This window comes from Streptomyces axinellae (genome assembly GCF_039532135.1).
GTDB lineage: Bacteria > Actinomycetota > Actinomycetes > Streptomycetales > Streptomycetaceae > Streptomyces > Streptomyces axinellae.
This window is the reverse complement of record NZ_BAAARJ010000026.1, coordinates 62,367-75,129: the sequence shown is the minus strand read 5'-3', so window position 1 is coordinate 75,129 and position 12,763 is coordinate 62,367. Positions and strand designations below refer to the sequence as shown.

The following is a 12,763-nucleotide window of genomic DNA, read 5'->3' as shown; positions in this document are numbered from 1 at the left end:
GCCGCGGCACCCGCCGCCGCGCCCGCCGCCGCCGCGCCCGCCGCACCCGCGCCCGCGGCTCCGGGGCCCCGGTGGGGCAGCACCTGGGTCGGCTGCGCGTCGCTGCCCGCCTGGCCCTGGGTGCCGGAGTCGGGGACCGGTGCCGGTGCCGTGTCCGGCGCCAGCAGCGCGGCGACGCCCATCGCGGCGCTCGCGGCCTCCGGGCCGGCGTGGGCGCTGATGCCGTCCGCGACCGTACGCAGCGCGCGGGCGAGGCTGACGGCGCTGGGCCGCTCCTCGGGCTGCTTGCGCAGACAGTGCTCGATGACCGTCCACAGCGGATCCGGGAGGCCCGTCGGGCGCTCGGGGTCCTGGGCCAGGTGCTGGTGGAGCACGGCGAGCGCGCTGTCGCCGCTGAACGGCGGGCGCCCGCTGACCAGTTCGTACAGCATGATGCCGGCGCCGTAGATATCGACGGCGGAGGTCTGCGGGCGGCCCTCGGCTGACTCGGGGGCGACGTAGGCGGGAGTGCCGACGAACTCCTGGGTGCGGGTCAGGCCCGGTGAGTCGGCCAGGCGCGCGATGCCGAAGTCGGTCAGCATCGGCCGCATGCCGTTCTCGTCCTCGGTCAGCAGCACGTTGGCCGGCTTCAGATCGCGGTGGACGACCCCGTCGGCGTGACTGGCCGCGAGCGCGTCGGCGACCTGCGCGGTGACCAGCGAGGCGGCGATGGGCGAGAACGGGCCGTTCTCGCGCAGATAGCGGTGCAGGTCCGGGCCCTCGATCAGGTCCATGACCAGCGCGAGCAGGTCGCCCTCCACCACCAGGTCACGGGTTCTGACGATGTTGTGGTGCGTCAGCCGGAGCAGGACGGAGCGCTCCCGGAGGAAGCGCATCACCACATCCGGATCGTTCGCCAGCTCCTCCTTGAGGACCTTGATGGCGACGGTCTCGCCGGGCTGCCCGGCCACTGCCGCCTCGGAGCCCGCCGTCTCGCGCTGGCGGGCCCGCCAGACGGTGCCCGTCGCGCCGCGTCCCAGCGGCTCTTCGAGCAGGTACTTGCTGCCTACCGGCCGCACGTCATGCGCTCCCTGGTCTCGTACTGCAATCCCGCCCACAATAGTGCCGCCGCGGAAGGCGGGGCCCGACCTCGCATGCGCTCCGGGCACATGAGGAGCCGGGGCGGCTCCCCGGGAAGACGCGCCCCCGGTGCTCATGGTTGCGGTGCGCGGTGCCGTTACGGAAGCGGCCGTTCAAAATGCGCTCCCCAAGTGGTGCGAAACGGGTCGCATACAGCGGACGACGGAATCTGTTCGGTCTCTCCTGCCCGTCTTCGGCCACTCCATGGCCGCGCGGGACGAATTCCCCGGCCCCTGACGGACGGTCCGGGCGCACTCACGGACCGCTTCCGGTGTGACGGAATAACCGGGAATTCCCTGACAGGCGCCCCGAGCTGGCCCTCTTGCGGGACGGGACGGCTCATCAAGATCATTAGAGTGGCGTCAACGGGGCGTGTTGTCAGTCACGGGTGCGAGTATGCACCCAGCATCAACGCAGCAGCAGCAAGCGACAGCAACGAGCAACAACGACAGCGCAGAGCAGTACGCGAAGCACCGAGCGGTACGAGAAGCACCGAGCAGCACAGCACCAGCTTCAACGCAGCAGCAGTGGACAAGCGAGTGTGCCGGCGCGGGAGCACGGCGGGTGGGCGGCCCGCCGCGCACACGGCGCGGACGGGACCTGGAGGGGCCGATGCAGATCCGGCTGACTGTCGCCATGGCGCCGCGCGGCGTCCGTGGCACAGGGGACAGCGGGAGCGCGGGCGCGGCGAGGGCGCCCCAGTCGCAGCCAGCCGGCTCTGCGAACGTGCTGGTCACAGCGCCCACCGGCACGGTGCTCGCGGCGGTGACGGGTGCGTTGGCGACCTCCGCGGCTGCGGCGTTGTCGGCGGGAGCGGGGTCGGGGCCGGGAAGGGGGCCGGGCTCCGGTTCGGGCTCGGGCTCGGGGTCCGCCGCCCCGTCGGCCGGCCCGGGAGGCTCGTCCGGCTCCGGAGGCGTACGGGCTTCGGGCGCGGGAGCGGAGGGCGTCCACTCGCACGGCGGTGAGGACAAGCAGCAGGAACCGGTGGTGGTCTACGCGGGGACGCGGCGGCTGGACCCGCACCGGCAGATCATCGGAGAGCCCCCGCTGCTGGACGGCGCCATGATCTCCCTGCACGCGCCGGCCGCCCCCGCCGCGCTGTCGGCGCACGGCGCGGCGGTCACCGCGTACGGCTCGGCGAAGGCCCGGCTCCATGTGGTGGCGGGCCCGGACGCCGGAGGCATCCATCTGCTGCAGGGCGGCAAGGTCCACCTCGGACGCTCGGCGGACGCCGACGTTCCGCTGGACGACCCCGATGTCTCCCGGCTGCACTGCGCGGTGACGGTCACGGACGGCGGCGCGGTCACGGTCACCGATGTGGGCTCGACCAACGGCACCTCCATCGACGGCGCCCCGGTCGGCGCCCGGCCCGCCCTGTTCCGGCCCGGCTCCACCCTCCGCGTCGGTGAGACCGCCATCCGGCTGGAGGCCGCGGGAGCGCCGGGGCACGAGACGGCGGTATCCACTTCGGCCCCTCCGCCACTGGCGCTGCCGACCGCGCCGGACAGCGAGGGGCGGCTGCGCCTGGTGCGCGAGAGCACCGAAGGGGCGGCGGACCCGGGCGGTACGGGCCCCGGCCACGGGATGCCCGGTGCCGGTGCTGGCGTCGGCGATCGTGCTGGGGCCGACAGCGGTGCGGGGCCCGGCGGGCGGGGCCGGGCCGGTGGGTCGGGCGGAATCAGCGGGCCCGGTGGTCACGCGTACGCGCCGGGCGGGCCCTTCCCCGGCGCCGAGAGCACCCACGGCGCGGGCTTCGTGGCCCCGCCCTCTCCCGGCGGCCGGCAGGAAGGGCATGCGGCGACCGGGCCCGGCACCGAGGGCGACCGGCGCCGGGCACGCGGGCTCGGCGCGTGGGCGCGCCGTTTCGCGGGCGGGCGCGGCGACGCGGCCCATCCTGCCGGTCCGTACGGGACGGGCGCACCGGATGCCTCGCAGGAACGGTACGGACAGGGCGTCCCGTACGACCCGGACCGCCCGGGGGCTTCGCTCGGTCCGGCTGCCGCTCAGAGGGCGTCGGGCTCCCCGTACGCACCGGATGCCGCACCTGCGCAGCACCCGGCGCACGCGCGCGGCGGCGAGGGCGGGGTCGCGCACCCCGCGGACGGCCCGGAGACATGGGCCGGGGCGGGCCACGGAGCGCGGCTGGCGCCGCACGAGTGGGACGCGCGCTGGCCCGACCCCGCCGCCGTACTGCTCAGCGCGCTCGGCCCCGGCCCCCGGCTGTGGGAGCGCACGGCCGCGCATCCGGACGCGCTGACCGTACGGCTCGGCGTCGCGCACCGGAGCGACGGGCACGGGGAGCCGGTCACCGTCGATCTGCGGCAGGCCGGTTCGCTGGGCCTCGCGGGTCCGCGCGCGCGGCTCGCGGGGCTGACGCGGGCAGTGCTCGCGCAGCTCACAGCGCTGCACGGGCCGAGCGCGCTGGAGGTCGTCGTCCTGTCGGCCGACCGCGCGCGGGACGTGGCGGCGCGCACCGAGGAGTGGGCCTGGCTCGGCTGGCTGCCCCATCTGCGGCCCGCGCACGGCCAGGACTGCGCGCTGCTGACGGCCTTCGACCGCGAGCAGGCAGCCGCGCGCACGGCGGAGCTGACCCGGCGGCTGGAGGCCCACGCCGCCGCGCCCGGCGGCGGGCCGCCGAGCAGCGCCGTGGTGGCCGTGGTGGACGGCGATCCGGGCTCGGCCGCGCTGCGCGCGAGCGTGACGCGGCTGGCGAGGGAGGGCGCGGGCGCGGGCATCCACCTGCTGTGCCTCGCCGAGACACCCGCCGCCAGCCCGGCCTCACCGGTGACGGCCACGGTCGAGGCGGCGAACGCGGCATGCCCGGCCTTCTCCGACTGCGGCACACTCGCGCTGCTGAGCGGCGACGTGGCCACGGCGGTACGGGTTCTGCACCGTGCCCCCGGCTCGTCCGGGGCCGGGGGCGACCAGGTGAGCGGCGCTCGGCGGCAGGAGGCGGCGGGCGGCCTCGACGTATCGCGGGGCTCGTACGGCGCACCCGGCACACACGTCCCAGCCGACACACCCGACGCATACGGCCCACACCGCTCACACGGCGCATACGGCTCACACAGCACGCACGGCTCCAACGACCCGCTCGGCGCTCCCACCCCGCACGGCAGGAACGACGCCTCCCCCGGCATACAGAGCGCAGAGGGCACCCAGGGCGCCCAGGGCACAGAGGCCGCCGCGTACACCGCGCTCGCGGGGCCCGTGGCGACGGTCGACGCCGTATCCGGCGCGTGGGCCGAGCGGTTCGCGCGCGCCCTGGCGCCGCTGCGGGAGCCAGAGGGCGCGGGGGCGCCGCCCGGGGCCGCGCGCCCTGCCGTGACGCTCCCGTCGAGCTGCCGGCTGCTGGACGAACTGGGCCTGGCCCGCGCCACGCCCGCCGCGCTGCTGGCCCGCTGGTCGGAGGCGACGCCCGGCGGCGCCTCGGGGCGGGCGTCGCTGGTCTTCGGCGCCGGTCCGCACGGCCCGCTGGAGGCCGACCTCGCCGACCTCTCCCCGCTGGCCGCCTCGGCCGTGCGCACGCCCCCCTCCGGCGCGGGCCGCCACCCCGGCGGGGCGGCGCTGCCTGGGCACGCGCTGATCAGCGGGGGGCCTGGCACGGGCAAGACAGAGCTGCTGCGCTCCTTGTCGGCCTCGCTCGCCGCCGGTGAACGGCCGGACAGGCTCGCTCTCGTCCTGGTGGACGGCGCGGGCGCCGAGGCGGGGGACGGGCTGCGCGCGTGCGCCGAACTGCCCCATGTGACGGGGCATCTGGCGGCCGGTGATCCGGTGCGGATGCGGGAGTTCGCGCAGGCGCTGAGCGCCGAGTTGAAGCGCCGCGCCGAGCTGATCGGGGACCATCGCGGCTACGAGGAGTACGTACGGCTCGCGGCCCGCCCGGGCGGCGGCCGGGTGGTCGCGCAGCGGCAGCCCGCGGAGCGCGCACCGGCCCAGGCGCGGGCGCAGGTGGCGGGCGGGGCCGCCGGGGCGGGCCCGTACGATGTCGGCGCACCGGCCGCGGAAGGCGAACTCCCGCAGGAGCGGGCCGAGTTGGGCAGCGGGCAGCCCGTGCGGCAAGGCGGGGTCCGCACGGAGGAGCGGCCCGGCGCCGAGAACACGGGCTCGGGCACAGGAACGGGAGCGGGTTCCGGTGCGCTGGACATGCTGCCGCCGCAGACCACGGCATCACGCGCGGCGGAATCGCGCGCGGCACCACCGCGTCCGGCGGGAGCCCGCGCTCCGGAGTCCGGGCCCGCGCCGGGCGAAGGCACCAGAGGCGGGCCCGGAAGCGGGCCCGGAAGCGGGCCCGGAAGCGGGCCCGGAAGCGGGCCCGGAAGTCGTCCCGCGAGCCGCGCCGGAAGTGCGGGCCGCGGCGCAGCGGCGGGCAGCGACGCGGACGCGGAACAGGGACCGGGGCCGGGCCCAGAGGCGGAGGCGAAGGCGGAGCCCGAACCGGATGTCACCCGGCGCACGCTGCGCCTGCGCACCCGCGCGGGGGAGCGGGCCGGCGGGGGCGGGGCGGGCCGTGCCGCCGAGCTGCCGGCCGCGTTCGCGGTGCGGGGCGGGGGGGTCGTCGCGGAAGGGGCCGAAGGGGTGCTGCCCCGACTGGCCGTGCTGGTCGACGACTTCGACACCCTGGTGGACCCGGCGCTCGGCAACCCGGGCCGCCCGGCGGCCGGTTCCGTCGTCCGGGCGCTGGAGTCGGTGGCCCGGCTCGGCGCGCGGCTGGGCGTCCACTTGATCGCGGCGACCGGCCGCGCGGACCGTACGGCAACCACCGCCGTGGCCCGGGGTGCCGCGCTCCAGGCGGAGCTGGCCGGGGCCGAAGGCGGCCCGGACGGCGGCCCGCGCGGCCGGGGCATCCTCACCTTCACCCAGCGCCGGGCCCCCGTACCGGCCCAGCAGCACTCCCCCGGGTACGCATACGGGAACGGGCACGGCAGCACCGGCAACGCCGACAGCACAGCGCACGTCGCCAACGGGCCCGCCGCGTCCGGGGCTTCCGCGTCCGGGGCCCCCACGTCCGGGACTTCCGCGTCCGGGGCTTCCGCGTCCGGGACTTCCGCGTCCGGGGCTTCCGCCGAGGGGCCCGGCACCGCGGCGCCGCCCATCGCCTTCCAGGCGGGCCGGGTCACGGGGCGTATCCCCCGTACGGCGACGCTGCGGCCCACCGTCGTGCCGCTGGACTGGGCGCGGGCGGGCGATCCCCCGGCCCGCCGCCCGGTGCGGGAGCTGGGCAACGGGCCCACCGATCTCGCGCTGCTCGCCAGCGCCATGGAGCGCGCCGCGCGGCAGGCTTCGCAGTCCTCGTGACGGGTGCGGGGAGCTTCGGCTCCCCGCACCAACTCCCTATCCCGACACAGGAGTTCGCCGCTGTGCACAAATTGGTCCGGTCCCCCGGGTCACGGACTGATCAAGATGGGCGCAGGGGCTCGCGCAGTGTTGCCAGGTGCCCTGGTCCGGGCGTACAAACTTCCGCACAGACGGTACGGCGCGGATGCCTCCCGGGCAGGTCGCGCCCTGCGCGGTTCCCATGCCGTTCGGCTGTGGGGGAAGGGACGGCGGTGACCATGCGTAGTTCGCGTACGCCACGCACAGCTCTCGCGCTCGCCTCCGCGGCGGCCCTCACGCTGGCCGCGGCCGGCTGCGCGGCCGAGGACGAGGGCAGCGCGTGGGCGAGTTCACACCGGCCCACGGTGGACCTGCCCCGGCTCAAGGGCCAGAAGTTGCAGGTCGCGGCCGTGTGGACGGGCGACGAGGAGAAGAACTTCCGCAAGGTCCTCGACGAGTTCGAGCGCCGCACCGGCGCCAAGGTCGAGTTCGTGCCCACGGGCGACAACGTCGCCACCTACATAGGCTCCAAGGTCGAGGGCGGCTCCCCGCCGGATGTGGCGATGATGCCGCAGGTGGGCGTGTTGCGGCAGTTCGCCCAGAAGGGCTGGCTCAAGCCGCTCGGCAAGGAGGCGCTCGCCGAGTCGAAGAAGAACTTCAGCAAGGGCTGGCGGGACCTGGGCTCGTACAAGGGCACCCAGTACGGCATCTACTACAAGGCCGCCAACAAGTCCCTGATCTGGTACAACACCACGGCGTTCGAGGACGCGGGCGTCAAGGAGGCCAAGGACTGGAAGTCCTTCGTCCGCGACGCGCAGACCCTCTCCGACTCGGGGGTGGCCCCGGTGTCGGTCGGCGGGGCCGACGGCTGGACGCTCACCGACTGGTTCGAGAACGTCTATCTCTCGCAGGCGGGCCCGGAGAAGTACGACCGACTCGCCGCGCACGAGATCAAGTGGACGGACCCCAGCGTCACCCGCGCCCTGGAGACCCTCGGCCAGCTCTTCGGCCAGGGCCATCTGCTGGCGGGCGGCAACCAGGGCGCACTCCAGACCGACTTCCCCAAGTCGGTGACCCAGACCTACGGGAACCTCGCCTCGCCGGACGCCGCGCTCGTGTTCGAGGCGGACTTCGTCGGCGTCAACATCGAGGGCGACACCAAGGCGCGTATCGGCAAGGACGCGCAGGTCTACCCGTTCCCGAAGGTCGGGGACCAGTCCCCGGTGGTCACGGGCGGAGACGCGGCGGCCGTCCTCAAGCAGAGCAAGGGCGCGCAGGCACTCGCCACCTACCTCGCCTCCCAGGACGCGGCCGGTATCTGGGCCGCCGAGGGCGGATACATCTCGCCCAACAAGGAACTGGACCTGGCCGCCTATCCGAACGCGCCGCAGCGGGAGATCGCCAAGGCGCTGATCGGCGCGGGCAACGACTTCCGCTTCGACATGTCCGACCAGGCCCCGGCGGCGTTCGGCGGCACCAAGGGCGAGGGCGAGTGGAAGGCCCTCCAGGACTTCCTGAAGAACCCCAAGGACGTGAAGGGCACGCAGCAGGCCCTGGAGAAGGCCGCCGCCAAGGCGTACGAGAAGTAGAGCGCGGCGCCGGGAACGCGACAGCGACCGTCACCGACGACGTGATGACCCGCACGCCTTACGCACCCGCGAAGCGTCTCTGACGACGGATCAGGACAGGGGAGACCACCGCCATGCCGACCCCGAGCAACCCCCCGGACCCGGGCGGAACCGAGCCCGGTCAGATACCCGAACCGGACCGGATACCCGGGCAGATACCCGACCGGATACCCGGGCGGATACCCGACCGGACAGCCGGGCGGATACCCGGGCGGATATCGGCGCACGGAGAGGACGGGTCGTCGCCGAAGCCGCCCACAGGGTCCCGGACGGGCGGGTCCCGTCCCGGCGGCTCCCGTCCCGGCGGCTCCCGTCCCGGCGGGTCCCCGGGTTCGTCCGGCGGCGGGAGGCGCGTCTCGCCGATACGGCGGCGCCCGTGGATCGCGGCGCTGTTCCTGCTTCCCGCGCTGGTGCTGCTCGGCGCGCTGGTGGTCTACCCCATCGTCTACTCGGTCCTCCGCAGCTTCATGAGCGCGGACGGCTCGTCCTTCGCCGGGCTGGACAACTTCCACGAGGTCTTCACCGACGACACCACGCTGACGGCCTTCCGCAACAACCTGATCTGGGTCATCGTCGCGCCCGCGCTGTGTACGGCACTCGGCCTCGTCTTCGCGGTGCTGACCGAACGGGTGCGCTGGGGAACGGCGTTCAAGCTGCTGATCTTCATGCCGATGGCCATCTCGATGCTGGCCTCGGGCATCATCTTCCGGCTCGTCTACGAGCAGGACCCGGCGCGCGGCGTGGCCAACGCGGTGTGGACCTCCGTGCACGACACGTTCGCCGACACCTCGCCGTGGCCCGACGCGCGGCCCCGCCAGGACGCGCCGCTGACCGCCTCGGGCGGCGGCTCGTACACCACCAGGGGCACCGTCGATGCCGCCAGTCCCGCCGCCTTGCCGCTCGTCGGCATCCCGCCCAAGGAAGCAGCCGGCGCCGCACCCGCCAAGGCGCCCGCCAAGAGCGGGGACGGGCAGGTAACCGGCACCGTCTGGCTCGACTTCGTCAAGGGCGGGCGCAGCGAGCACGGCAGGATCGACCAGAACGAGAAGGCACTCGCCGGAATCACCGTGCAGGCGGTCAAGGACGGCCGCAAGATCGCCGAGGCCACCACGGCGGAGGACGGCACCTTCACCCTCCCGGCCGCAGCCGACGGGGCCCGGCTGAAGCTGCCCGCCGCCAACTTCGCCGCGCCCTACAACGGCGTGGACTGGCTGGGCCCCACCCTGGTGACGCCCGCCATCATCGGCTCCTACATCTGGATGTGGGCCGGCTTCGCGATGGTGCTGATCGCGGCCGGACTCGCCGGGGTGCCCCGCGAACTGCTGGAGCAGGCGCGGGTGGACGGCGCGAACGAGTGGAAGGTCTTCCGGAAGATCACGGTGCCGCTGCTGGCTCCGGTGCTCGGCGTCGTGACCGTCACCCTCATGATCAACGTGCTCAAGATCTTCGACCTCGTCTACATCATCTCGCCAGGGGCCGTGCAGCGGGACGCCAACGTCCTGGCGCTCCAGCTGTATCTGGAGTCCTTCGGCGGCGGCGCCAACCAGGGCGTGGGCAGCGCGCTCGCGGTGATCCTGCTGCTGCTGGTGGTGCCGGTGATGGTGCTCAATATCCGCCGCCTTCGGAGGGAGTCGCGCCGATGACCACGGTGACCGCCAAGGGCGGCTCCCCCGGAACACCGGCCCCGGCGTCGGGAGCGGCCACGGCCGGGGCCCGGCCCAAGGCCCCGCTCACCGCCCGGGTGGCCTCGGTCACCGGGCACTGGGCGGTACGGTTCGCGCTCGTCGTCATCGGGCTGTTCTGGCTGATGCCGACGGCCGGACTGCTCAGCTCCTCGCTGCGCGACCCGGCGGAGATCTCCATATCCGGCTGGTGGAAGATCTTCGACTTCAACGGCAGCTTCCCGTGGATCATCGACAGCGGGCAGCTGACCTGGTCCAACTACGACGCGCTGTTCGCCAACGAACAGGTGATGGACTCCCTGCTCACCACGGTCTTGATCACCGTCCCGGCCACCGCGCTGGTGGTGGTCCTCGGCGCGCTGGCCGGTTACGCGTTCGCCTGGATGGACTTCCCCGGCCGGGACTGGTGGTTCATGGGGGTCGTGGGGCTGCTGGTGGTGCCGGTGCAGGTGGCGCTGATCCCGGTGGCCAAACTCTTCGGCGCCCTCGGCCTCTTCGAGACCACGCCGGGCGTGATCCTCTTCCACACCGCCTTCGGCCTGCCGTTCGCCATCTTCCTGCTGCGCAACTTCTTCGCGGAGATCCCCCGCGAACTCCTGGAGGCCGCGCGGCTGGACGGGGCGGGTGAGATCCGGCTGTTCACCCGGGTGATCCTGCCGCTGGGGGGCCCGGCCATCGCCTCGCTGGGCATCTTCCAGTTCCTGTGGGTGTGGAACGACATGCTGGTCGCGCTGATCTTCGCGGACTCGACGAACCCGCCGGTCACCGTGGCCCTCCAGCAGCAGGTACGGCAGTTCGGGAACAACATCGACGTGCTGGCGCCCGGCGCGTTCATCTCGATGCTCGTCCCGCTGGCGGTCTTCTTCGCCTTCCAGAAGCAGTTCGTCTCCGGCGTGATGGCGGGTGCGGTGAAGTAGCCGGGCCGGGAGCCGTATGCGGAGCCCGGTGGCCGGGAGCCCGCCGTGCTCGGCTCAGGTGGGGGTGCGGGTGGAGGTGCGGGTGGGGGTCCGGGTGGCGCGGAAGACCAGGGTGCGGGTGCCCCAGAACCGCAGCGCGGTCGCCAGCGCCATCCCCACCCCCGCGCCCGCCACCAGGTCGGCCCGTACCGAGGTGCGGCCGAGGCCGTAGCGGGAGATCCACAGGCACGCCAACTGCACTGCGGCGCCTGCCACGTTGACCAGGACGAAGATCCCGAAGCGCCGCCACCAGCCGGTGCCGGGCCCGGCCCCGCCTTCGCCTCCGCCGCGCGGCCGGTAGGGGCCCAGCGCGTTGCCCGCGTACGCCACCGAGCAGCCCGCGACGAACGACACGGCCTTGGCCGCCAGCGGGTCGAGCCCCATCGGGCCGCGCAGCCACAAGAAGGCGCCCACATCGGCGGCGAAGGCGAAGACACCGACCGCCGCGAACCCGCCCAGCTCGGCCCCGAATCCCCGGGCGCGGGCGGGCAGACGGCGGCTGCGGGTGGCCGGGTGGGGGGCGCCGGGCACCGTGCCGCTCACAGAGCCGCGACCGAGAGCCCGTACAACAGGCCCCAGCACAGCCCCGTGACGGCCAGCGGGCGGTCGCGCAGCAGCACGTCCTCGGGGGAGCCGGCCGCGCCCCGGTCGGCGAAGACGGCGTACCGCAGCACCGCCAGCAGCAGCGGCACCATCGACAACTGCCGCCACAGCGAGCCCCCTCCCCCGTCCGACTCCAGCGCCCACAGGCAGTACGCAAGTACGGCGGCCCCGGCGGCCAGCTGCCACACGAAGCGCAGATAGCTGACGGTGTACTCGCGCAGCAGTGCCCTGGTCTCCCCCTCGCCTTCCCCGACCAGCAGCGCCTCCGAGTAGCGCTTGGCGGCGACCATGAACAGCGCCCCGAACCCGGCCGTGATCAGGAACCAGCGCGAGAGCGGGATGCCCAGCGCGAGCCCCCCGCACATCGCGCGCATCACGAACCCGGCCGTCACCACGGCCAGATCGATGACGAGGATCCGCTTGAGCACCAGGCAGTAGGCGATCTGCATGGCCACATATCCGGCCAGGAGCACCGCCGTCGCCGCGTTGCAGCACAGCGCCGCCGCCACGGCGGAGACCGGCGCGAGCACGCCGCCCACCGCGTACGCCAGCCCTACCGGCACGGTTCCGGCGGCGACGGGGCGGCGGCACTTGTCGGGATGGGCCCGGTCGGCCTCGGCGTCCCGCGCGTCGTTGAGCAGGTAGACGGCCGAGGCCGCCGTCGTGAACAGGGCGAAGACCAGTGCGAGCCGGACCGCGACGGCGAACGAGTCGAGCTGTCCGGCGGCGGCGGGCGCGGCGGCGACGAGGACGTTCTTGACCCACTGCCGGGGCCGCGCGGTCAGCAGCAGCCCGTACGCGCATCGCCGGGCGGCGCCCGCCCGGCCGGCGGGACGCGCGGCGGCGGGCGGCGACGGGGCGCCGGGCGCCGCGGGGGCCGGCTCGTCGCCGCCCGGCGCATGGACCAGCGTGGTCCGCTCAGCCATGGCGCCCCCGTCCCAGCCGTACGGTCAGCGCGCCCAGCGCGGCTCCGGCCACCACGTCGGAGGGATAGTGGACGCCGACGACCAGCCGCGAGACGCAGGTCAGCGCGGCCAGTGAGCCGATGCCGACGCCCACCGCGCTGCGGGGCCGCAGCCCGCCGAGCGCGAGCGCGGCGGCTCCGGCGGAGGCGGCGTGCGAGCTGGGGAAGGAGTGCCGGCCACAGGTCCGTACGAGCGGGGCGCGGCCCTCCAGTTCGGGGCGCGGGCGGCGCACGACCCGCTTGATCCCCATGCTGGCCAGGTGCGCGGTGCTCACAAGCGCCGTGCCCCGCAGCCAGCGCTCCCGCTGCGTACGGTCCGTGGCAGCGCCGGCGAGCCCGGCCAGGAGCCAGACGGCAGCGTGCTCCCCGCTCCAAGACAGCGCGCGGGCCGCACCGGCCACCCGTGCGTCCGCCGCACAGTCCCCCAGGGCACACAGCAGCCGCCGTTCCCACCGTCGCATCGCTTTCGCAGCCACATCCCGACTCTCGCCGGGC

The 12,763-nt window shown here is 74.7% G+C and carries 8 protein-coding genes; 4 read left to right on the top strand and 4 right to left on the bottom strand.

Features of this window, described 5'->3' with window-relative positions:
• Positions 1-1,058: serine/threonine-protein kinase (locus tag ABD339_RS29995; RefSeq protein WP_344570294.1), on the bottom strand; the 1,058-nt coding region annotated here is incomplete at its 3' end.
• Positions 1,059-1,731: 673 nt separating this feature from the next.
• Between ABD339_RS29995 and ABD339_RS29990 the strand changes: the two genes are divergently transcribed.
• From ABD339_RS29990 to ABD339_RS29975, 4 genes are all read left to right on the top strand, one after another.
• Positions 1,732-6,417, top strand: coding sequence for an FtsK/SpoIIIE domain-containing protein (locus ABD339_RS29990; protein ID WP_344570293.1), 4,686 nt, complete (start codon positions 1,732-1,734; stop codon positions 6,415-6,417).
• 257 nt (positions 6,418-6,674) lie between these two features.
• Positions 6,675-8,024, top strand: coding sequence for an ABC transporter substrate-binding protein (locus ABD339_RS29985; RefSeq protein ID WP_344570292.1), 1,350 nt, complete (start codon positions 6,675-6,677; stop codon positions 8,022-8,024).
• A 113-nt stretch (positions 8,025-8,137) separates the two neighbouring features.
• Complete coding sequence (locus ABD339_RS29980; RefSeq protein ID WP_344570291.1) at positions 8,138-9,706, top strand: carbohydrate ABC transporter permease; 1,569 nt, start codon at positions 8,138-8,140, stop codon at positions 9,704-9,706.
• Positions 9,703-10,662: a carbohydrate ABC transporter permease gene (locus ABD339_RS29975; protein ID WP_344570290.1), complete on the top strand. Its 960-nt coding sequence runs from the start codon at positions 9,703-9,705 to the stop codon at positions 10,660-10,662. Before ABD339_RS29980 ends, ABD339_RS29975 begins: the two co-directional genes overlap by 4 nt.
• Positions 10,663-10,716: 54 nt before the next feature.
• On the opposite strand, the gene ABD339_RS29970 is transcribed toward ABD339_RS29975, so the two are convergent.
• The 3 genes from ABD339_RS29970 to ABD339_RS29960 are packed head-to-tail and all read right to left on the bottom strand — an operon-like array spanning position 10,717 to position 12,729.
• Entirely contained in the window at positions 10,717-11,193 is a 477-nt protein-coding gene (locus tag ABD339_RS29970; protein WP_344570300.1) for a GtrA family protein, read from the bottom strand.
• Positions 11,194-11,240: 47 nt separating this feature from the next.
• A complete protein-coding gene (locus ABD339_RS29965) occupies positions 11,241-12,230 on the bottom strand; it encodes a decaprenyl-phosphate phosphoribosyltransferase (RefSeq protein WP_344570289.1) in 990 nt (329 codons plus the stop codon).
• Complete coding sequence (locus ABD339_RS29960; RefSeq protein WP_344570299.1) at positions 12,223-12,729, bottom strand: phosphatase PAP2 family protein; 507 nt, start codon at positions 12,727-12,729, stop codon at positions 12,223-12,225. The genes ABD339_RS29965 and ABD339_RS29960 overlap by 8 nt, the downstream gene beginning before the upstream one ends.
• Positions 12,730-12,763 lie beyond the last annotated feature (34 nt).